21 protein-coding genes are annotated in these 19,145 nt (G+C 56.4%); 14 read left to right on the top strand and 7 right to left on the bottom strand.

Going from position 1 to position 19,145, the window contains the following annotated elements; translation table 11 throughout:
• Positions 1-326: 326 nt before the first annotated feature.
• Positions 327-1,046 carry an endonuclease/exonuclease/phosphatase family protein gene (locus tag DC28_RS05535; RefSeq protein ID WP_037546685.1) on the bottom strand — a complete coding sequence of 240 codons (720 nt, stop codon included), beginning with the start codon at positions 1,044-1,046 and terminating at the stop codon, positions 327-329.
• A gap of 204 nt (positions 1,047-1,250) precedes the next feature.
• Between DC28_RS05535 and DC28_RS15315 the strand changes: the two genes are divergently transcribed.
• The 4 genes from DC28_RS15315 (at position 1,251) to DC28_RS05515 (ending at position 6,099) form a co-directional block, all read left to right on the top strand.
• Entirely contained in the window at positions 1,251-2,876 is a 1,626-nt protein-coding gene (locus tag DC28_RS15315; protein WP_052078501.1) for an integron integrase, read from the top strand.
• 16 nt (positions 2,877-2,892) lie between these two features.
• Positions 2,893-3,951, top strand: coding sequence for a tRNA 2-selenouridine(34) synthase MnmH (gene mnmH, locus DC28_RS05525; RefSeq protein ID WP_037546729.1), 1,059 nt, complete (start codon positions 2,893-2,895; stop codon positions 3,949-3,951).
• A 12-nt stretch (positions 3,952-3,963) separates the two neighbouring features.
• Positions 3,964-5,004 carry a selenide, water dikinase SelD gene (selD, locus tag DC28_RS05520; protein ID WP_037546683.1) on the top strand — a complete coding sequence of 347 codons (1,041 nt, stop codon included), beginning with the start codon at positions 3,964-3,966 and terminating at the stop codon, positions 5,002-5,004.
• Positions 5,005-5,091: 87 nt separating this feature from the next.
• Positions 5,092-6,099, top strand: a complete 1,008-nt coding sequence (locus DC28_RS05515; protein ID WP_052078500.1) for an aldo/keto reductase — start codon at positions 5,092-5,094, stop codon at positions 6,097-6,099.
• Here DC28_RS05515 and DC28_RS05510 read toward each other — a convergent pair.
• On the bottom strand, positions 6,083-6,826 hold the full coding sequence (locus tag DC28_RS05510) for a YjjG family noncanonical pyrimidine nucleotidase (protein WP_037546680.1): 744 nt from the start codon (positions 6,824-6,826) through the stop codon (positions 6,083-6,085). The genes DC28_RS05515 and DC28_RS05510 overlap by 17 nt on opposite strands.
• Positions 6,827-6,936: 110 nt before the next feature.
• On the opposite strand from DC28_RS05510, the gene DC28_RS15310 reads away from it, so the two are divergent.
• Positions 6,937-7,872, top strand: a complete 936-nt coding sequence (locus DC28_RS15310; RefSeq protein ID WP_052078499.1) for a hypothetical protein — start codon at positions 6,937-6,939, stop codon at positions 7,870-7,872.
• A gap of 16 nt (positions 7,873-7,888) precedes the next feature.
• Here the strand turns inward: DC28_RS15310 and DC28_RS05500 are convergent, their stop codons facing one another.
• Together DC28_RS05500 and DC28_RS16405 are read right to left on the bottom strand one after the other, a co-directional pair.
• Positions 7,889-9,307, bottom strand: a complete 1,419-nt coding sequence (locus DC28_RS05500) for a citrate/2-methylcitrate synthase (protein ID WP_052078498.1) — start codon at positions 9,305-9,307, stop codon at positions 7,889-7,891.
• A 55-nt stretch (positions 9,308-9,362) separates the two neighbouring features.
• Positions 9,363-9,581: a hypothetical protein gene (locus DC28_RS16405; protein ID WP_156104590.1), complete on the bottom strand. Its 219-nt coding sequence runs from the start codon at positions 9,579-9,581 to the stop codon at positions 9,363-9,365.
• Between DC28_RS16405 and DC28_RS05495 the strand changes: the two genes are divergently transcribed.
• On the top strand, positions 9,580-10,077 hold the full coding sequence (locus DC28_RS05495) for a YchJ family protein (RefSeq protein ID WP_037546678.1): 498 nt from the start codon (positions 9,580-9,582) through the stop codon (positions 10,075-10,077). The genes DC28_RS16405 and DC28_RS05495 overlap by 2 nt on opposite strands.
• Here DC28_RS05495 and DC28_RS05490 read toward each other — a convergent pair.
• Together DC28_RS05490 and asnS are read right to left on the bottom strand one after the other, a co-directional pair.
• Complete coding sequence (locus tag DC28_RS05490; RefSeq protein WP_037546676.1) at positions 10,055-11,092, bottom strand: TraB/GumN family protein; 1,038 nt, start codon at positions 11,090-11,092, stop codon at positions 10,055-10,057. The two genes, DC28_RS05495 and DC28_RS05490, sit on opposite strands and share 23 nt — an antisense overlap.
• Positions 11,093-11,186: 94 nt before the next feature.
• Complete coding sequence (gene asnS / locus DC28_RS05485; protein WP_037546675.1) at positions 11,187-12,614, bottom strand: asparagine--tRNA ligase; 1,428 nt, start codon at positions 12,612-12,614, stop codon at positions 11,187-11,189.
• Positions 12,615-12,667: 53 nt separating this feature from the next.
• On the opposite strand from asnS, the gene DC28_RS05480 reads away from it, so the two are divergent.
• From DC28_RS05480 to DC28_RS05470, 3 genes are all read left to right on the top strand, one after another.
• Positions 12,668-13,009, top strand: coding sequence for an arsenate reductase family protein (locus DC28_RS05480; protein ID WP_037546722.1), 342 nt, complete (start codon positions 12,668-12,670; stop codon positions 13,007-13,009).
• Between the two features lie 326 nt (positions 13,010-13,335).
• On the top strand, positions 13,336-14,442 hold the full coding sequence (locus DC28_RS05475) for a 3-deoxy-7-phosphoheptulonate synthase (protein WP_280938008.1): 1,107 nt from the start codon (positions 13,336-13,338) through the stop codon (positions 14,440-14,442).
• A gap of 88 nt (positions 14,443-14,530) precedes the next feature.
• Entirely contained in the window at positions 14,531-15,271 is a 741-nt protein-coding gene (locus tag DC28_RS05470) for a nitroreductase family protein (protein WP_037546674.1), read from the top strand.
• Between the two features lie 151 nt (positions 15,272-15,422).
• Here the strand turns inward: DC28_RS05470 and DC28_RS05465 are convergent, their stop codons facing one another.
• Positions 15,423-16,388, bottom strand: a complete 966-nt coding sequence (locus DC28_RS05465) for an HAD family hydrolase (RefSeq protein ID WP_037546673.1) — start codon at positions 16,386-16,388, stop codon at positions 15,423-15,425.
• Positions 16,389-16,535: 147 nt separating this feature from the next.
• Between DC28_RS05465 and folB the strand changes: the two genes are divergently transcribed.
• The 5 genes from folB to DC28_RS05450 all read left to right on the top strand — a co-directional run bounded on the left by folB (position 16,536) and on the right by DC28_RS05450 (position 19,077).
• Entirely contained in the window at positions 16,536-16,901 is a 366-nt protein-coding gene (gene folB / locus DC28_RS05460) for a dihydroneopterin aldolase (protein ID WP_037546672.1), read from the top strand.
• Positions 16,902-16,980: 79 nt separating this feature from the next.
• The gene (locus DC28_RS16190) at positions 16,981-17,151 is read left to right on the top strand and encodes a 4Fe-4S binding protein (RefSeq protein ID WP_081941983.1); all 171 of its coding nucleotides are present in this window, start codon (positions 16,981-16,983) and stop codon (positions 17,149-17,151) included.
• A 175-nt stretch (positions 17,152-17,326) separates the two neighbouring features.
• Positions 17,327-17,500 carry a hypothetical protein gene (locus DC28_RS16605; protein WP_193382276.1) on the top strand — a complete coding sequence of 58 codons (174 nt, stop codon included), beginning with the start codon at positions 17,327-17,329 and terminating at the stop codon, positions 17,498-17,500.
• Between the two features lie 18 nt (positions 17,501-17,518).
• Positions 17,519-18,058, top strand: coding sequence for a dCTP deaminase (gene dcd / locus DC28_RS05455; protein WP_037546671.1), 540 nt, complete (start codon positions 17,519-17,521; stop codon positions 18,056-18,058).
• A 233-nt stretch (positions 18,059-18,291) separates the two neighbouring features.
• Entirely contained in the window at positions 18,292-19,077 is a 786-nt protein-coding gene (locus DC28_RS05450; protein WP_037546670.1) for a PilZ domain-containing protein, read from the top strand.
• Positions 19,078-19,145: the final 68 nt, after the last annotated feature.

Here is a 19,145-nt window from a genome sequence, read left to right as displayed (position 1 = left end):
CCAAAATGTATAAAAAGAAAACAAAACCTTGGCTCCAGATTCATTGGAGAACTGTAGCCCTTCCACACTCCAACCCGATTGTTTATTTTTTTTATATCGAGTAGGGAAGGCGCTTACAGAAACCAAGGACGATTTCGTAGGAAGGGCGACTTCCTCTGCTGGTAATGACTTCCGAAAACCAAGGACTATCGGAAACGCATTGCAAAATTACATTACTCGGCTCTTTATAACATTTGCTTAACTTGCATTACCGTGCCCGAAGGGCTTGGCGTGATTTTTGCGCATGCAAAAATCATGACAAAGGTAATGTCAAGTTGAAGCAGTTGTTATGTTTCTTCTAATTCATTATATTCCCATTCTAATGCTAGATGATCACTCATTTCAGTTAAATTATCTTCTTTAATAATTTTGAAGTCTCTTGTATTTTCAATTAATTTTTGAGGACTAAAAATATAGTCAATGTGATATGATTTAAGTAAATCTTTCCTATGAAAAAATGTCGGTTGCGATTCTTTTCCTTGTTCTTCGTTATTCATCACATGATAAACACTTTTAATTCCGTATACAGTCAATATTTTTACAATATCAGAATGATTCCACCATCTATCCCATTCATCCCAAATGGTATTTGAATTCAAATCTCCTAAAATTATTGAATTTTTTATAAATTCTTGATTCTTTTCCATCAATAGATATAGCTGACCAATATACTGAAATGCTGCGCAATCATTTTTGTGAGTCCAGGCTGCTAAATATTTTTGTTCGTTGTGATCTGCGAATGCAATAAAATGCTTTAATTTTCTTCCATGATGTTTATTGTCAATATCAATTTTTTTAATTCTGTTTCTTGAATAAACACCTAGGCCTTTATTTTTTGTATCACCAACCCATAATCGATGTTCAAATGCATTATAAAAATCGTCTTCAAATTTAACCATATCTGGGTTTTCACATTCCTGTATTATCAGGATATCGATTTTACTTACATCAATATTCCTAATTTTTTTTCTGAAAGCCCCATTACAGTTCCAGGTTAATATTTTCATTCTTTCCTCTGGCCCCGAAGGGGTCAACATAACATCTTCTCTCCCTCGTTTTCCCCATAAGCTGGTACCAACCTTCTGGGCACTGGGGCGGCGAGATAACCCATTGTAAAACAATATTGGCTGGAAATGAAGCAAAATACGCAATCTCTCCGGTATGTTAGTTAGTTTTCCGGTAAAGAATTTGAGTAGGACCAGGAGGAATGTATGAAGAGTATTGCGTTTTCGGACTATCTGGGACGGGTGGTTGGTATGAAACCCCACAAGGTTGGTTGGGCCATCAAATGGGTTGAACTCTTTGAGAGGTGGTATGGCCAGGTGGAGGGAGGACAGCGAGAAGAGAAGTTCCAAGCCTTCGAGGGTTGGCTGCGGCGCAATAAAGACGATTTTGCAGTCGGGGAGGCCCTGCAGGCTGTACGGTACTATTGGCTGTATTTGGATTCAGGTAAAAGCGGAAATAGCCAATTGAATCAGGGGCAGGCGAATCACCCCAAAACGCGAAACAAGACAGGTGCCGGTGTTAGCCAACAAAGCGTGGAAGCGATCAAACCAGGTAGCCGAACTGGGTCGTCTGGGGGTGACGGGGACCAGGGGGCGGGGGTATGGCAGGGATTTTGTTTTTGGGCAGGGACAGAGGTAAAGCAGATTCTACGGTTGCGGCATCGGTCGATTAAAACGGAGAAAACCTACATGGGATGGGTGGAGCGTTTCATGTGGTTTTTAGAGCATCGCAGAGAGGTGAAGGTTCGTTGCTGGCGGATTGTTGGGGCTGCCGGTGTTAACGGGACTTCTTGGTCCACCGGTGCTGCAACTGGAGGTGCAGGAGGGAATGGGATGCTGGGGACGCTGGATTCCGGGGCAGTGCGGAAGGGAGGGCCAAAGTCCCTGGTGCCGGGGCCTGGAGCCTTGGGGGGCGGGGCAGGTGGGAGAGACCGGAAAGCCTGGGAAGAGTTGGGGACAAGGGTGATAGAACCCGAGGATGTACGGGCATTCTTGGGGTGGCTTGCGGTGGAACGCAAGGTGAGCGCCTCTACCCAGGAGCAGGCTCTTAATGCCCTATTGGTGTTTGTGAGGGACTTGTTAGGGATTCAGTTGGATGGTCTTTTTTCGGTGGTCCGGGCGAAGCGAAAACCGAGGCTTCCCGTGGTACTCACCAGGGAGGAGGTGGGCAGGTTGCTGGAGGAACTGGATGGGGTGTACCGTTTGGTGGCGGGGGTGTTATATGCCGGGGGACTACGCTTGGAGGAGTGTTTGAGTCTGCGGGTACAGGATCTCAATTTTGAGGATGAATTGGTCACGGTACGGTCCGGGAAGGGAGATAAGGATCGGATCACCCTGTTCCCCCGGGGATTGCATGGTCCAATGAATAACCATTTGGAGAGTGTGAGGCAACGCTGGGAGCGGGATAGGAAGACTGGCGGCCCGGGGGTGCCGCTTCCCGGGGCATTGGGACGGAAGTACCCGGCACTGGGGTTGGAATGGGGGTGGTTCTGGGTGTTTCCATCGACCCGGGTTTGCGGCGATCCGGTCACCGGGAAGCTGGTGCGGTGGCATTTGCATCCCTCGGTTATTCAAAAGCAGGTGCATGGGGCGGTGGGGCGGCTGGGTTTGGTCAAACACGCCTCGGTACATACCCTGAGGCATAGTTTTGCTACCCATCTTGTGGAGGACGGCTACGATATTCGGACTATTCAGGAGCTTCTGGGGCATAACAACGTCCAAACCACCATGGTCTATACCCATGTGGCGGCACGGAATAAGCGGGGGGTGCGAAGTCCCTTGAGTACCATGAGCTTTCCTGGTGGTTCTGAGGAATCCGGGGCGAAGCTATGATACAATGCCCGGTAGTATGGCATGGATTACACAGGGTATTCAGGATTTTTTAGGGTTATTAGAGCAGGGTGATTCGACTGTTGTTGATGTTCGGACCCCGGGGGAGTTTCGCCGGGGGCATATCCCCGGTGCCGTCAATATCGCCCTGTTTTCCGATGTACAACGGGCGGAGGTGGGTACCCTCTACGCCCGGGGCGGACGGGATGAGGCGGTGGTACGGGGGTTAGAGCTCGTGGGTCCGCGGTTGGCGGATCTGGTACGCCGGGCTAGGGAGGTTGCCGGGTCGGGCAGCCTCGGGGTGTATTGCTGGCGGGGAGGAATGCGGAGCGCGAGCATGGCCTGGCTGCTTGAGACTGCGGGGTTTCCGGGGGTCGTTCAGCTGTCGGGGGGGTATAAGGCCTTTCGGCATGAGGTTCACAGGATATTTGCAAAGCCCTGGCGGTTTCAGGTTCTCGGCGGGTATACCGGTAGTGGTAAAACCGAGATTTTACGGTGCCTGGCGGAGAGGGGTGAGCAGGTTTTGGATCTTGAGGGGCTCGCCGGACATCGGGGTTCCAGTTTCGGTCATATCGGCATGGGTTCCCAGCCGGAAACCGAAGGCTTCGAGAACCTGGTGTGGGATACCCTGCGAGGCTTCGATGAATCGCGTCGGATCTGGGTGGAGGATGAGAGTTTGCGGATTGGTTCGGTGTTCGTTCCCCGAGATGTTCATAACCGGATGCAGGAATGTCCCATGGTGATTGTAACGGTGGATGGGGAGCAACGGGCTAGACGCCTGGTTCGGGAGTATGCAGGGGTTTCGGATGAGGAGCTGCATGGGGCGATCCTGAAGATACAAAAACGGCTCGGGGGGCTGAGGACCCGGGAGGCGTTACAGGCCTTGCAGAGCGGGGACTACCTCACCGCGGCTAGAATCACCCTGGAATACTACGATAGGGCATATCAGAATTGCATGACCAGACCACGGCCTGGCCGGGTGTGGGAGTTGAAGCCCATGGAGGATGATCCCCGGGCTGCTGCCGCTGCCTTGAGTTCGGGAGAATACGGCGGTGGTGAGACGGAACGAGAGGATTAATAAGGAGGGGATATGCAGTTAACCAAGTTTACAACCTTCGGCGGATGCGGAGCAAAGATTGCCCCGGGTCTCCTGGATAAGGCCTTGTGCGGTCTGCCCCGCATGGTGGATCCGGGGTTGTTGGTTGATTTTTCCACCAGCGATGATGCCGGGGTATATCAGATCAGCCCGGATACCGCCCTGGTGCAGACCCTGGATTTTTTCCCGCCCATTGTGGATGATCCCCGGACCTTCGGTATGATCGCTGCGGCGAACGCCCTTTCGGATGTGTATGCCATGGGCGGCCGGCCGGTAACCGCAATGAGCATTGTCGGATTTCCCCTGGGAACCCTGGATATCGAGGTGCTGGGGGAAATTCTCCAGGGCGCCCTGGAGATTCTCCGGGAGGCGGATACCCCCTTGGTCGGTGGGCACAGCATTCAGGATGGTGAGCTGAAATTCGGGCTCTCCGTTACCGGTTTGGTGCATCCCCGGGAGGTTTGGAAAAACAATACCCTGGCTGCTGGGGATCGGTTGATCCTTACCAAACCCCTGGGGACGGGTACCATCAATATGGCCCTCCGGGAGGGACGGGCTCATCCCGAGGCGGTGGAAGCTGCAACGCGCAGTATGGTTCAACTAAACCGCCGGGCGGCTGAAACAATCCGTGCCTTCGGGGTTTCGGCATGTACGGATGTTACGGGGTTCGGCTTGATCGGGCACGCCAGCGAAATGGTGGTGCATTCATCCCTGGGCATGGAAATCGACGCAGCGGGGTTGAGGATTCTACCCAGAGCCGCCGAGTATGTGAGCCAGGGGCTGACACCCGGGGGCACGAAGAATAACCTGGAGTTCCGGGGGCCCCTGGTGGAGAACTTGGCAGACCTGAGCGATCGTACCCGTGGGTTGCTCTTTGATCCCCAGACTTCCGGGGGACTCCTGTTCGGGGTTGCCGAGAACCGAGCGGAGGATTGCCTCAAGGTATTAGTATCCCAGGGTGTGGAGGCATGTATCGCGGGCCGGGTTATCGATCTGCCTGGTAAGATTCGCATAACCGGCCAGATCCAGGGGTAGGTGCAGGTTTGGCACCAAGAACACGCAGGTAAGTTTTTTGCTGCAACTAACACCCCATCCATGGTACCATGGTGGACGGAGGTATGTATGGCAGAAACAAAACAGAACATCAGTTGGCGTACCAGGAAGCTGGGCCGCTCGGGTATTCAGGTGAGCGCCCTGGGATTGGGGTGCTGGGCCATAGGCGGACCCTTTTGGTCCGGGGACACCCCGAACGGCTGGGGCGAGGTGGATGATAACCAGTCCATCCGGGCTATTCACGCGGGGCTGGAGGGGGGTATTACCTTCTTTGATACAGCGAACGTCTACGGTGCCGGACATAGTGAGCGGGTATTGGCCAGGGCGCTCCAGGGCCGCCGCTCCGAGGTGGTAATTGCTACCAAGTTTAACGCGGTCTTCGATGAGCAGACCCGGCAGGTTACCGGCAGCGATGCAACACCCCAGGGAATCCGCCGGGCCTGCGAGGATTCCCTTCGGCGCCTTGGAACCGATTATATCGATCTCTACCAGTTTCATGATAACGGCTATCCTGCCGACCAGGCTGGGCCGGTTCGGGAGACCCTGGAGGAGCTGGTCGCCCAGGGAAAGATCAGGGCCTACGGCTGGAGTACCGATTTTCCAGACCGTGCCGAGTTCTTCGCCCAGGGGGAGCACTGTACAGCAGTGCAGTTTCAGCTCAACGTTCTTGATGACAATCCCGATGTAATCGCTGTTGCCGAGAGGTATAACCTGGCAGCCATCAATCGCGGGCCCCTGGCCATGGGTCTGTTAACCGGAAAATACACCGGTGCCACAAAGCCCGGGAATAATGATGTCCGTGGGGCAAAAAGCCCGGACTGGATGAAGTACTTCAAGGATGGAAAACCGAGTGCTGAGTGGTTGGCGAAGCGGGATGCAGTCCGGGAGGTATTGACCCAGGACGGGCGCAGCCTTTCCCAAGGGGCCTTGGGTTGGCTCTGGGCCCGAAGCCCCAATACGGTTCCCATACCAGGATTCCGAACGGAGGACCAGGTGCGGGAAAACCTCATGTCCCTGGAGAAGGGTCCCCTGACGGACCGCCAGATGAAGGAAATCTCGGCTATCCTGGAACGCTAAGCTGTTCCTTAAGCCCCGGAAGGACAAGTACCTCATCCAGGGCAGTGATGGTATAGGTCGGGCTGTCCTGGCTCATGGGTTCGGGTGCCGGGGTATTTCCGGGGTTGAACCAGCAGGTGTGGATGCCCGCGAGGTTTCCACCCCGGATATCCGATGACAGCGAATCGCCAATCATGACCACCCGGCCTCCCCGGGGGCGGTCGGCGGGTGAAAAGCCCAGCTGGCTGAAGGCGTACGAAAAGAACCGCTGGTCAGGTTTCGCCGCCCCGGCCTCCTCGGAAACAATAATCTCCTCAAAAAAACCCGCCAGGCCGCTGCCTTTCAGGCGGCTGTGCTGGATCTCCTTGATGCCGTTGGTGGCAATTGCCATGGGTACGATTCCATGAAGCTGTGAAACGAGCTGCCGGGCGCCGGGGACAAGATGGGTACCCTGGGCCAAGAATTCCAGGTAGCTACTGCTTAATGCCCGGTGGTCCGCCGGTGTGTCCAGGGTCTCCAGGAGCAGCCGAAAGCGCTCAAGACGGAGTTCCTGGGAGCTGATGCTCTGGCTCTCCAGCTGCGCCCAGAGCCGGTGGTTTATCCGGCTGTACAGCTCATGCACCGCCGGGGTATCGTCCATACCGAACCGGGCAAGGGTGTGCGACAGAGCCCAGGTTTGGGAGGCGGTAAAATCGAGAAGGGTATTATCGGCGTCAAAGAGCAGCAATGTCGGGGGTTGAATCTTCATGGGGGCATTGTATGCCAGGAAGGCATTAAAATCACCCTAAAAACCGGGTATTCCCCTCTGGCAGGGAATTCCACCCCCAAAAAAACTGGCATAGGGGTTATACTGGAACTATGATCAACCAAGAATTTTCGGCCTTTGGACCATGGATTATCGAGATTCAGGATGACGATCAGATTCCGCCTCTGTTTCGCGGGATGGCGCCAGCCCCCGGGGACTGCAAAATGCTTCTTAAAATTCCCCGGGATATTGACCGCCGCCATGCCAAACCCGGAATGGATCTTTACGAGCACCTCCTGGGGATTACCGATACCCATCTTGTGATCCTCAGCCGTACCGACCAGGGCAGGGTGGAAGCCAAGGAACATCCCTTGGAGGGCATCAAGGCTGTGGAGGTAAGTCATAACCTGCTTCGCGGGGAGCTCATTCTCTACCTTGGGACCCAACGGGTGGGTATTCGCTTTAATACGGTGTCTGCTGATAGTATTGGTGATTTTATTGCGCTGCTGCGCCAGAGACTCCCTGCGGGTGGAACCGCCAAGTCTACCGGATCGTCCCGGGCATCCGGGTTGCAGGACCAACTGGAGAAGCAGGTGCTGCCCCAGGCGGAGCTTAGCTACTTTTATGCCAATCTCCAGGAGCGGTTCGGCCGGAGCGAGGGCAGACTCCGGGTTCTGCTCCACCAGCATGACGTACTGTTACGCCGAACAGCCGGACTCTTTGAGCCCCTCATCCGGCTGCTGTTCCCCCACCGGATCGGGGAGACCATGGTTCTGGAGGCATCCCAGGAGCTCATCCTCGTCCGGCGGTATGAGAATATTAAGACCGACCGGATTGTGGATAACGGCTACCGGATTCTCTACCTGCCGGTTGATTCCCTGGAACGGTTTACCTTGGAACCGAGTACCGATTATCCCGAGGTTCTTTGGGTTACGGTATTCTCCGGCAGTTCCCTCCTGCACCTGCCCCTGACCCAGGGAAATCCCTTTCTGCCGGCCCTTCAATTATGGGCGGAGGCTCGGGGAATTACCTGGGACAGCAGAGCCTAGGCAGGCCGGATTAGGACTATTTCGAATCTCCCTGTCTGGGGAAATCCTCATAAAAATCGCCGGTATAGATGGCCCGGGGCCGGAATATACGGTTATGCTCCAGGTATTCGATGATCCGGGAGGTCCAGCCTGAGACCCGGCTCATAGCGAAGATCGGCGTAAATATCGACGACGGCAGGTTCAGGGCCTTGTACACTAACCCGGAATAGAAGTCTACGTTGGGGAAGATCTTTTTTTCCTTGCCCAGGCTTTCAACCACGGTGCGTTCCAGTTTCTTTGCCGTCTTCATGAGCAGGGTCATCTTGGGATTTTGCTGCGCCAGGGCCTCGGCCAGAGGGCCGAGAATCCGCGCCCGTGGATCGTAGGCCTTGTATACCCGGTGGCCGAATCCCGGAATCTTCCGTTTTTCCTTCCTCGCCCGGTCAAACCAGAGTTCTACCCGGTCGGGGCTGCCGATCTCCTGAAGCACCTTGATTACCTCTTCGTTGGCTCCCCCGTGCAGGGGACCGCTCAGGGCGGCAACCCCGGCCCCGATGGAAAAGTAAATGTCCGAGAGGGTGGAAGCCACCACCATGGAGGAGAAGGTACTGGCGTTCATACCATGGTCGGCATGGAGGATGAGATTAACATCCATAATCCGGGTTTGAAGATCATCCGGAACCTCTCCGGTTACCATGTAGAGAAAATTTGCCGCATGGGACAGGTCTCGTCGAGGCTCAATGGGGAGTTTACCCTGGCGTATCCGGACGATGGCTGCGGTCAGAACGGCTACCCCTGAGATAAGGCGGTAACAGCTCTCCAGTTCGGTGCTGCTGCCGAGATCCGATGCGGTATCCATGGGGGCGATAAAATGGGGTTTATCGAATTGATAGATGGCTTCCCGGTCGCCCTTGGGCAGGGTTTCCATGGGTATGGAGTCCTCATCGCTGGCGATGGGGGCTTGATCCGATAGGGCGCCCTCGTAATCCCGGAAGGTCTGTTTTTGCCGCATCAGGTTTATGCCCAGGCGAAGGGCCGCCATGGGACTGATCTGCTCCACGGGAAAGTTCATCAGCAGCCGGAGGGTCTGACTGATATCCCGGTAGGTGGAGAGCTTCTGGTTAAAGGCTTCCAATTCAGCCGGGCTGGGGAGACTTCCGTGGAGAAGCAGGTAGCTGACCTCTTCAAAGCTCGAGTAGGCGCAGAGGTCAAAGATGTTATATCCCCGGTACACCAGCCATCCTTTTTGGCCGTTCACATACCCAACCTTGGTCTCGCAGGCAATGGCGCCCTCAAGCCCCGGCCCGACGGTGCAGGTAAGGGGCCATTCTACCGTGGTGGTGGGTGTCGGGGTTGGTTCGTCCTTGGTTTCAGCTAAGGCCCTGGCCTTAGCCTCTTCGATAATTGCGGTAACGTCGATGGAAGAAGCAGGGGATCTGCTTGGATCTGTATTCATTGGTTGCACTCCTTTAGTAGTCGTATCAGTATACCATAGGGTTGTAAGCCGGAGATTAGGATATACCATCCCGAGCCGGTTTGAAAGCCGACCACAGCACCACCGGGTCGTACTCCCGGGTCGTACTGCCGGGTCGTATTGCCGGGTCGTATTGCCGGGTCGTATTGCCGGGTCGTATTGCCGGGTCGTATTGCCGGGTCGTACTGCCGGGTCGTACTGCCGGCCCGAGGGAGTGTTGATTCCCCCCTCCGGTATGGATATAGTTATCCCTCATGAGCATAAAAGCAAGTACATGTCCCTGCGGGAGCGGCCAGTCCTACCTGCACTGTTGTCAGCCCTACCTTACCGGAGCCCAGGCTGCTCCCACCGCCCAGGCCCTTATGCGGTCCCGATACACCGCCTATACCCTGGGGGAGGTGGATTATATTGTAAATACCCACCATCCCGATACCCGAGATTCCCTGGATGTGGAAGCCACCCGGGCCTGGGCCGCCGAGTCCGAATGGCGTGGTCTGGAGATTATTGCCTCCCAGGGTGGAGAGACGGGGGATACCCAGGGCGGGGTGGAGTTCATCGCCCGGTTTTCCCAGGATGGGGTGGAGTATGAGCACCATGAGCAGAGCCGCTTCGAAAAACTCGACGGGTCATGGTACTTTGTGGAGGGCACCCTGGTGCCAAAGACGGTCGTTAATACCGGACCGCAGGTTGGGCGAAACGATCCCTGCCCCTGCGGCAGCGGTAAGAAGTTTAAAAAGTGCTGCGGACGGTAAATCCCCGGTCCACCAGCAGTTCAACCAGGGATTCCTCGCCTACCAAATGGCCAAACCCGACGACCACAAAGAGGTTCTCTCCCCTGGCTGCATTCTGAGGGGAGGGCTCGGTTCCTCCGGGGTGGATCATTGCTTCGATGCGGTCAACCCAGCGGTGGTTGCGATCGGTTAATAAGATCTGGTTTATCACATCATCCGCCCTATCCGGGTCCCAATCTTCCCATATGAGGGCTTCAATGGCATGAAGATCTCCGGCCTTCCAGGCCTGGAGCAGGGCGTGGATATCTCCGGGAATCTCCTCCAGACTCTCCAGGGTATGATCCAGGCTGGCGATGTGGCTCTCCCGGGGAATCAGCTGAAAGTACCCCAACTGTTCCTCCAGGGTTTCCAGTTCATGGATGGATTTATCCTGGGAGATCGCCCGCTGAATAAAATAGGCATCAATGCCCTGTTCCGTATGAATCCCCTCCCGGGCTGCTGTCATGGTAATCAACAGCTGTTCTAAGGCCCAGGGCTGCAGGGACTCTGCGAATCCCGGGGGCAGGGGATAGTCGGTAAGGACTTCGATGAGGCGGTCCGAGGTTTGTTCGGGAATGAGCTCCAGCAGACTCGTCCCCTTGGGCAGGGTAATGGCTTCCATGGTGATTTTCTGGGTGTAGCCCGGGGTAAGCCGGCTGAGATCCACCTCCACCACCAGGCGGTCGGCCGAATCGAAGGCCTCAAGGATGTAATCAGGGAGGGGAAACATACCCGGGTGGGCGAGGTGCACCGACCCGAGAATGGTCAGCCGTACCCCGGGTTTTTCCAGGATCCAAACCAGGGGGTCCTGGCGGCCGGCATTCATCGCTGCAATTCCATCCTGGGTTGAATCCTGCGCCTGCTCCGGGGGTGGGGGTGTTTGGCCCGGGGAGTCCGGGGAGTTCGGGGAATCCAGAACAGTGGCCCTGCCGGTTTTGGGGAGAGTCATGCAACTGGAAACCAGGGAAAGCATCCCTAGCACCAGGATTATCACCATCGACCGGAGGAGAAGCCCCCCCCGCCTAGGGGAGGGGCGGCTATCGAGGGAGCGTAGTACCCTCCGTCGAGGGGGCTGAGACCCGTGGGGGTGTCTAAAACTCTGCATTTTTCGGGGTCCGGGGAAAGGGGATTACATCCCGGATGTTTTGCATGCCCGTTACATACTGGATAAGGCGTTCGAATCCCAGTCCGAACCCCGAGTGGGGTACGGTTCCGAAGCGCCGGAGATCCAGGTACCACCAGTAGTCCTGGGGATCCAGGGAAAGCTCCTTCATCCTCGCCTCCAGAACATCCAGACGTTCTTCGCGCTCGCTGCCCCCGATAATCTCGCCAAGCCGGGGAACCAGGATATCCATGCCCCGAACGGTTTTCCCGTCTTCGTTGAGCTTCATGTAGAAGGCCTTAATCTCCTTGGGGTAGTCGGTTACGATTACCGGTCCGTGGTAGACCTCCTCGGTGAGGTACTTTTCATGCTCGCTCTGGAGATCTGCCCCCCAGGAGGGCTTGTAGTCAAAGGAAACTCCCCGGGCCATACCTGCCTCCAGATCTGCTATCGCCTGGGTGTAGGTAATCCGGGTAAAGGTGGAGTCCACCACCTCTTGCAGCTGGTTGAGAATTCCCGGCTGGATCCGGGCATCGAAAAAGGCCATATCCTCCGCGCAGTCCCGGAGCACTGCCTGGAGAACATGCTTCAGAAATCCCTCGGCCAGATCCATATTGCAGGAAATGTCGCAGAAGGCTACCTCGGGTTCAATCATCCAGAATTCAGCGAGGTGCCTGCTGGTATTGGAGTTCTCAGCCCGGAAGGTCGGTCCGAAGGTATACACCCGGTCCAGGGCGGTGGCGAAAATTTCTGCGTTGAGCTGGCCGCTGACGGTCAGGTAGCTTGGTTTTCCGAAAAAATCCCGGGAATAATCGATGCCCTCCTTGAAGCGGGAAGGATCTGCCTTCGCAATCTTTTCCAGGGGCAGGGTCGTAACCTGGAACATCTCCCCCGCGCCCTCGGCGTCGCTGGCGGTAATAATAGGGGTGTGGACCCAGGTGAAGCCCAACTGCTGGAAATACTCGTGGATGGCCATGGCCATCCGGTTTCTCACCCGCATGACCGCGCCGAAGGTGTTGGTCCGGGGTCGCAGATGGGCAATCTCCCGGAGGAACTCAAAGCTATGCCGCTTCTTCTGGAGGGGGTAGCTGTCTGAGGGAGCTTCACCGATAACCTGAATGGAGGTGGCATGCAGTTCCACCGCCTGATTCTTCCCCGGGCTTTCCACCAGGGTTCCCTCCACCGCCACCGAGGCGCCGGTCTGCAGGCGAGGCAGGTCGGACTTCGCCAGGGCCTGGGCCCCTTCGGCTGTGGATCGGTCTACCACGACCTGGATGGCAGAGAGGCAAGAGCCGTCATTTATCTCAAAAAAAACAAGGTCCTTGCTTTCCCGTTTGGTACGGATCCAGCCTTTAGCGGAAACCGGAGTAGTTCCGGGAGATGAGGATAACAGTTCCTTTACGCGTGTTCGTTTCATAGATGGCAGAGTATCACCTGTTCTGGGGGGCGTCAATTTGCTATACTTTTTTTATGATTCAGATTATCGGTACAAAAAAATGTAAAATCACCCGGAAGGCTGAGCGGTTTTTTAAGGAACGGAGGATTCCCTTCCAGTTTCGGGATATCCAGGAAAAGGGCTTGGCTCCCCGGGAACTTTCCCACATCGCCCAGGTTCGCAGCTGGGATGAGATGTTGGACAGCCAGAGCCGGGCCTACCAGGACCGGGGTATGGCCTATATGGAATTTTCCGTATCCGAGGAGCTGGAAGCCGACCAGGGATTGATAAAAACTCCCCTGGTCCGGACAAAAACGATGGTCGCCATCGGTGACGAGCCCGAGGTTTGGAAGCAGATAGCCCTGGCTCAGTCTTGATTGCCCGGGGGTAAACCGGCTACCCTCACAGACTGGGGGTGTGTCCGGCCTGTCCGGCCTGACTCGGTCCCAGTACCCCGGGATGCACATTCCAGAACCACGTTCTCCGGGTTCTGTTAGCCGCCGGACCCGGCACCAGCCTCGGTGAAGCAGATCACGGAAACCGTATGACTCGGCGGTTCGGGGGCTTGCCACCCGGAAAGCCCGGGAGCTCAGGATTTCCTGCCGGAATGAAACGACACTGCCGGGGGCGGTTCATGAAAGCACTGAGGATGCCGGAAGTCCGGGCATGAGAATCACCCCGGAAAAACCAAGAAGGAAATACAATGGATAACCACCAGCAACAGCTCCACGACCCCATGGCGGGCCCCATCGAAAAAACCAGCGACCTGCGGATTGCCAGCGTAGAGGCCCTAACGCCCCCCAGCCGGCTCATAGAGGAGATTCCCATCACCGCCCAGAGTGTGGCCACGGTGGTGGAAAGCCGCGGGGTGATCCAAGATATTCTTACCGGTCGGGACCGGCGGCTGCTCGGGGTAGTGGGTCCCTGTTCAATCCATGATCCTGAACTGGGACTGGAGTATGCCCGGCACTTCGCCGAACTCCGGAAGGAAGTGGAGCAGGAGATATACCTGGTCATGCGGGTGTATTTTGAAAAACCCCGGACAAAACTGGGATGGCGCGGACTCATTCTTGATCCCCACCTGAACGGCTCCTACGATATCCAGACCGGCCTGCGGTTAGCCCGAAAGCTTCTGGTAGACATCACCAGTCTGGGTATTCCCACGGGAAGCGAGATGCTTGATCCCATCGTGCCCCAGTACATTGACGATCTCCTGTCCTGGGGAGCCATCGGCGCCCGGACTACCGAGAGTCAAACCCACCGGGAGATGGCCTCGGGACTGAGTATGCCTATCGGGTTTAAAAACGGAACCGACGGCAACATCGAGACCGCCGTCAACGCCATGGCCTCCAGTTGTAAGCCCCACCGCTTCATTGGAATCGACATTCATGGGAATACCTGCGTCCTGGCTACCCGGGGCAACGAACTGAGTCACCTCATCCTCCGGGGAGGCAACCAGGGGCCGAATTACTACCGCGAACAGGTGGAGCGGTCGGGGCAGCTGCTTCGCCAGGCCGGCCTCCTGGATCGGGTCATGGTGGACTGTTCCCATGCCAATTCCGGGAAGGATCATACCCGGCAGCGTCTGGTTTTGGAGGATATCCTTCGCCAGCGTCTCAGCGGTGTTCATGAGATTACCGGATTCATGCTAGAGAGCAATATTCACGAGGGCCGTCAGGCGATCCCTGAAAATCTCGATCAGCTGAAGCACGGTGTCTCCATTACCGACGCCTGCATCAGCCTTGATGAGACCCGGCAGCTGCTGCTGAGCGCCCGAGATCTGTTAGCCTCGGGATCCACGGGGTTTTAACCCCTCTTTCGAGGGGGGTGGGATCCGGTTTTGAGGGGATTCCCATGCCATCTTCACCTCCCCAGCCCCAGAAACAGGAGAACCGACCATGCCGAATCAACCCGACGTCCTTACCCAGCTGAATGACCGGAAATCCGTCCGGGTCTTTCAAGACCGGCCTATTGCCCCCCAGGAACGACGCCAGATCATCACTGCTGCCCTCCAGGCTCCCACCGCGGGAAACCAGATGCTCTACACTATCCTGGACATCCAGAGCCAGGAAAAAAAACAGCGCCTGGCCCGGCTCTGCGATAACCAGCCCTTCATCGCCCAAGCCCCCCTGGTACTCATATTCCTGGCGGACTGCCGGCGCTGGACCGATATCTACCGCGCCGCCGGGCTTGAACCCCGCAAACCCCAATACAGCGACCTGATCCTCGCCCTCGCCGATGCCCTCATTGCAGCCCAAAACACCGTTGTAGCGGCCCACGCCCTGAACCTCGGCTCCTGCTACATCGGCGATATTGTGGAACAACACCAGGAGGTGACCAGCCTGCTGACCCTGGACCCCTGGGTCGTCCCCGCTGCCATGCTGGTCTACGGCTACCCCACGGAACAGCAGATTCAGCGGAGAAAACCGCCCCGGTTTGACCCCCGGTACATCGTCCAGACCGACAGCTACAGTCCATTGAGTGAAACCCAGATCAGGCAGATGTTTCAGGAGCGCTCCGGCAGGGATGACTTTGATTTTGACCACTACATCCAAGGCGTCTACCAGCGTAAACACATCTCCGAGTTCGCTCTGGAAATGGCCCGAAGCGTGGAAATCTACCTTAAGGCCTTTGCCTGATCCCGGGGACGGGTTCACTGTCGCGGAGTTTCCCGGGACGCCGGGGACAAGGGCCTGCGCGCCTGAGAGCGGTTTCCGGGGGTATAGCCCTGCAGCCCCCCGATCCCTGGTTTATGGAGCTTGTCCCGGGCTGGAACTCGTACTCGGTGTGCTACTCTCCGTTATAGCCGAATCCTCCCTCGTCCAGAGGGGGCAGGCTTGTCAGAAATTCTTCCTGTAAACGGGTTAACCCCGTCTCCGCGTTCTTGCCCGGAATTTTTCCCGGGACAGCCCAGGAATCTAACCAGATCAGCACCGACTGCCAGGATTGCACCTCCCTGCCCGGAATGATGGGAAAGAAGAGAAATCCCGCCTCCCGGGCTGCCTCAAGATCAGCCGGGGCGTCGCCGAAGAAGATCCCCGGGGGATGCTGGGGCGGGGCGTATTGTGCAGACGGCAGGGCCGGCTGGATTCTATCTGTAGGGCCCGGGGACGGCAGTGGGGGAATCCTGTCCTCGGCGGGGTGCCGGGTTAGGTCTATGAGGCAGTCTGCCTTCTTTCCGTCCTCCTGGCCGAACATTCTATCCGAAAGATGATACCGGGTTATGAGTCCCCGGCTCTGCCAGTGCTGGATAACCGATGTCCGGGGACTCTGGCTGACCACCCCCAGAGTGAATCCCTGGTGCGCCAGAGTGTTCATGGCTTCCTCAGCTCCGGAAAAAATCCCGGGGTCTGCCAGGACGGTTTTCCCTAGATTGTTTACATCCTGGGACCATGCTAAAACCCGGGTTAACTCCTGTCTTGCCTCGGATACTTCCGGGGTATTCCCGATGGCCTGTTCCAGGGCCGGATTAGAGAGCGTTGGAGCGCCGGCAAGCCATTCCCGTAATGCCGGGAGGGTGGGCAGATCGGAGAATCCGTAGTCCTTCCGAAGGGTATCCAGGGTTGCGATAAGTCCGGGGAAGCGGTTGAGCCCCCGGCTGCGGCTGTACAGGTTTATCCTACACCACACCTCGGTCAGCTCCTGTTCTAAGGCCTCAAGACCGAAGTGGCGGACTACCTGGGGAATAAAGGTGCGGCGGTGTTTGGGTTCCATGGTGTCAAAGACGCAGCCGTCGCTGTCAAAAACTGCAAGCATATAGTTCCTCTCGGGGGTAGTATCATCCGATTTTCCCCCCAACGCAAGGCCGGGCTGGTAACCGGGTGCCCAGGGGATTCATAGACCCAGGCCTTGGAACCCGGGGGGGTTGAAGGGTAGGATGGACACGGACAAGGAGGGCTATCAATGAAGGATAACCAGTTTATATGTCAGGTTGGATTCGAGGATTTTGTCTTTGACTGTATTATCGGGGTGTATCCCGAGGAACGGGATCTTCCCCAACCCCTGGCGGTAACCCTCCGGTGCAGTTACGATGCAACCCGGGCGGCCCAGAGTGATGATGTACAGTTCGCGGTGGATTACGCCGGGATGAGCGAGGTCATTATGCAGACTGCCCAGGAGGGGGAATACTACCTTCTGGAGACCCTGGCGCTGGAGGTAATCCGGGCGCTCAGAGCCCGGTGGCCCCAGGTTGTCTCCGGACGCCTGGAGCTGCGGAAGCCCCGGGCCCTTTCTCGAGCCGGGGCAAGCCTGCTGGTAACGGAGTTTTAGCCATGCCGGCATAACGCTGCTTGTCAAAGCCGGTGACTGGGGTCTATAATGGCCCATCCACAGAATAAAGGAGCACGCTATGGCTTATTCAATTAATAGCGAATGCATCAACTGCGGCGCCTGTGAGCCTGAATGTCCTGTAGAGGCCATTTCCGAGCAGGGTGACGTACGTGTGATTGATCCCGAGGCTTGTACCAGCTGCGGAGCCTGCGCCGAGGTTTGTCCTGTAGACGCCATCGACGCCGGTTGATCCAGGGTATTGATCAATTTGGGGGGCGGTCTTCCGGGATTAGCCCCCTTTTTTTCGACTGAGGTATCCGATATCCAGCAAGGGGTGAATGTCCCGCCTCTGCGGACTTGCCTTTTTCCGGCTTATCTGGTACATATTCAGCTCGATTTAACTATACACCGCAAAGGAGATTCTTATGGCAGGTGGTAACATTTCAAAGAACGCACGTCGTGAAGGTGCGAAGGAACTAGTAAGCCGCTGGGGCGGTAAGATTATTATGAAGTCTGTATTCGAAAATGGTAAAATGCGGCACTTTGCCGTGTGTGAAAAGACCGGCAAAGAAGCCCGCAAACCCCGGGATCTGATGTAAGATCCCCTAGTCCTTCCAATGATACTCTCGGGTCGTGAAATTCAGAACAAACTCGGTTCTGAAATAATTATTGATCCCTTTCACCCGGATCAGCTGAATCCCAACAGTTACAATCTGCGTTTACATCAGGACCTGCTTGTCTACGACAATCCTGTCCTGGATATGCGCACCCCCAACCCGGCATCACGGATTACAATTCCCGAGGAAGGACTGCTGCTGGAGCCCCACCGCCTGTACCTGGGACGTACCAAGGAGTACACCGCCACCAACGGCCTGGTTCCCATGCTGGAGGGGCGGTCGTCCATCGGGCGCTTAGGGCTCTTCGTGCATATTACCGCCGGTTTCGGGGATGTGGGGTTCCGGGGTTTTTGGACCCTGGAAATCTTCTGCGTTCAGCCCATCCGCATCTACAGCGGGGTGCAGATCTGCCAGATTTTTTACCACAGTATCCAGGGTGATTACGATACCTACTCGTCGGGGAAATATCAGAACAATACGGGGGTGCAGCCCAGCCTGTTGTACCGGGATTTTCAGGGCGGCGACACCTCGGCACCCTAGGGTTGGGTGCCCATGGTTCGCGGGGCCGCTCTTCCTCGGCCTGGACGGGGGAAGCCCCGTCAGCGTCTGAGACCCCAGGCATGGAAATCACCCTAAAACCGGCAAAAACTGATGCAAAATCCCAAACCTCATGGTATAACTTCACCCAAGGGGCCTCGGATAACGGGTAGCTCCCCGCCCCCGGCTTCGGGGATTAAGTAAAAAAAGAGCATTTCTTGTGTGTAAGGGCTGCCATGATTGAGGGAAGTTCTGTCTTGTTCTTTGCTCCGCCCCCATGGGTTCGGGAGCAGGTTGTTCCGTTATTCATTCGAAAACAAATCCCCACCCTGGTTACCCAGAGCCATGAGGGTATCAAACAATGCGCCGAGGTCTTTCCGGGGAGCATCTTCTTTTGCAACCTGGATGCCGGGGTGCCGGCCGATGAATGGCTGCGTATTATCGGCGGGCTTGCCGGACATCTGAAAACCCGGGATGTGGCCCTGGGCTTGTGCACCAAGGCTGAGGCCGGAATCATCGCCAGCGCCCTGAAGCCCTATGATCTTCCCCACCGGGTGGTGGATAGCCAGCGCAGTCCCCAGGTTGTGCTTTCCCAAATGGGAGAGACCCTGAAGGCCTTTTACAAGCCGGGTAGGCGTAAGCACCTCCGGGTAAACTGTACCGATCAAACCCGGGCGGGATATAACATCAAAACCGACGGTTCGGTCCGAACGGGCCGGATTTATGATATCTCCGTGGCGGGAATGGCCTGTGCCTTTGATCCGGGACACCACATCCACCTGGAGCAGAACCAGCGCCTGCCGGGAATTCAGCTGAATCTCGGAAACCGCTTGGCCCTGGTGGACGGGATCGTGGCAGGGATGCGGAAAACGGATACGGCGACGGTGTATGTTGTCCTCTTCCAACACTCCACAGATACCACAGCCCAGCATAAGATTCTAGATTTTATCAGCCGGGAAATGCAGAGCCAATTTGAACGGAAGGTCCTGCAGGGTTCGCGGCCCATGCTGGGGCTGGGCTAGGAGGCGGTTCTCCGGCTTACTGAACCTGGCTTACTGAACCTGGCTTACTGAACCTGGCTTACTGAACC

Source organism: Spirochaeta lutea, from assembly GCF_000758165.1.
Classification (GTDB): Bacteria; Spirochaetota; Spirochaetia; order DSM-27196; family Salinispiraceae; genus Spirochaeta_D; species Spirochaeta_D lutea.
The sequence above is the reverse complement of the archived record's forward strand: the minus strand, read 5'-3'. Positions and strand labels throughout refer to the sequence as shown.

What these genes read in the sequence shown, in the direction of transcription:
- selD (WP_037546683.1), top strand. Translation starts at nt 3,964, where the DNA reads ATGCAGTTAACCAAGTTTACAACCTTCGGCGGATGCGGAGCAAAGATT.
- DC28_RS05475 (WP_280938008.1), top strand. Translation starts at nt 13,336, where the DNA reads ATGGATAACCACCAGCAACAGCTCCACGACCCCATGGCGGGCCCCATC.
- DC28_RS16405 (WP_156104590.1), bottom strand. Translation starts at nt 9,581, where the DNA reads ATGAGGGATAACTATATCCATACCGGAGGGGGGAATCAACACTCCCTC.
- DC28_RS05480 (WP_037546722.1), top strand. Translation starts at nt 12,668, where the DNA reads ATGATTCAGATTATCGGTACAAAAAAATGTAAAATCACCCGGAAGGCT.
- asnS (WP_037546675.1), bottom strand. Translation starts at nt 12,614, where the DNA reads ATGAAACGAACACGCGTAAAGGAACTGTTATCCTCATCTCCCGGAACT.
- DC28_RS05510 (WP_037546680.1), bottom strand. Translation starts at nt 6,826, where the DNA reads ATGAAGATTCAACCCCCGACATTGCTGCTCTTTGACGCCGATAATACC.
- DC28_RS05535 (WP_037546685.1), bottom strand. Translation starts at nt 1,046, where the DNA reads ATGAAAATATTAACCTGGAACTGTAATGGGGCTTTCAGAAAAAAAATT.
- mnmH (WP_037546729.1), top strand. Translation starts at nt 2,893, where the DNA reads ATGGCATGGATTACACAGGGTATTCAGGATTTTTTAGGGTTATTAGAG.
- folB (WP_037546672.1), top strand. Translation starts at nt 16,536, where the DNA reads ATGAAGGATAACCAGTTTATATGTCAGGTTGGATTCGAGGATTTTGTC.
- DC28_RS05470 (WP_037546674.1), top strand. Translation starts at nt 14,531, where the DNA reads ATGCCGAATCAACCCGACGTCCTTACCCAGCTGAATGACCGGAAATCC.
- DC28_RS05515 (WP_052078500.1), top strand. Translation starts at nt 5,092, where the DNA reads ATGGCAGAAACAAAACAGAACATCAGTTGGCGTACCAGGAAGCTGGGC.
- dcd (WP_037546671.1), top strand. Translation starts at nt 17,519, where the DNA reads ATGATACTCTCGGGTCGTGAAATTCAGAACAAACTCGGTTCTGAAATA.
- DC28_RS05465 (WP_037546673.1), bottom strand. Translation starts at nt 16,388, where the DNA reads ATGCTTGCAGTTTTTGACAGCGACGGCTGCGTCTTTGACACCATGGAA.
- DC28_RS05490 (WP_037546676.1), bottom strand. Translation starts at nt 11,092, where the DNA reads ATGGTGATAATCCTGGTGCTAGGGATGCTTTCCCTGGTTTCCAGTTGC.
- DC28_RS05450 (WP_037546670.1), top strand. Translation starts at nt 18,292, where the DNA reads ATGATTGAGGGAAGTTCTGTCTTGTTCTTTGCTCCGCCCCCATGGGTT.
- DC28_RS15315 (WP_052078501.1), top strand. Translation starts at nt 1,251, where the DNA reads ATGAAGAGTATTGCGTTTTCGGACTATCTGGGACGGGTGGTTGGTATG.
- DC28_RS05500 (WP_052078498.1), bottom strand. Translation starts at nt 9,307, where the DNA reads ATGAATACAGATCCAAGCAGATCCCCTGCTTCTTCCATCGACGTTACC.
- DC28_RS16190 (WP_081941983.1), top strand. Translation starts at nt 16,981, where the DNA reads ATGGCTTATTCAATTAATAGCGAATGCATCAACTGCGGCGCCTGTGAG.
- DC28_RS05495 (WP_037546678.1), top strand. Translation starts at nt 9,580, where the DNA reads ATGAGCATAAAAGCAAGTACATGTCCCTGCGGGAGCGGCCAGTCCTAC.
- DC28_RS15310 (WP_052078499.1), top strand. Translation starts at nt 6,937, where the DNA reads ATGATCAACCAAGAATTTTCGGCCTTTGGACCATGGATTATCGAGATT.
- DC28_RS16605 (WP_193382276.1), top strand. Translation starts at nt 17,327, where the DNA reads ATGGCAGGTGGTAACATTTCAAAGAACGCACGTCGTGAAGGTGCGAAG.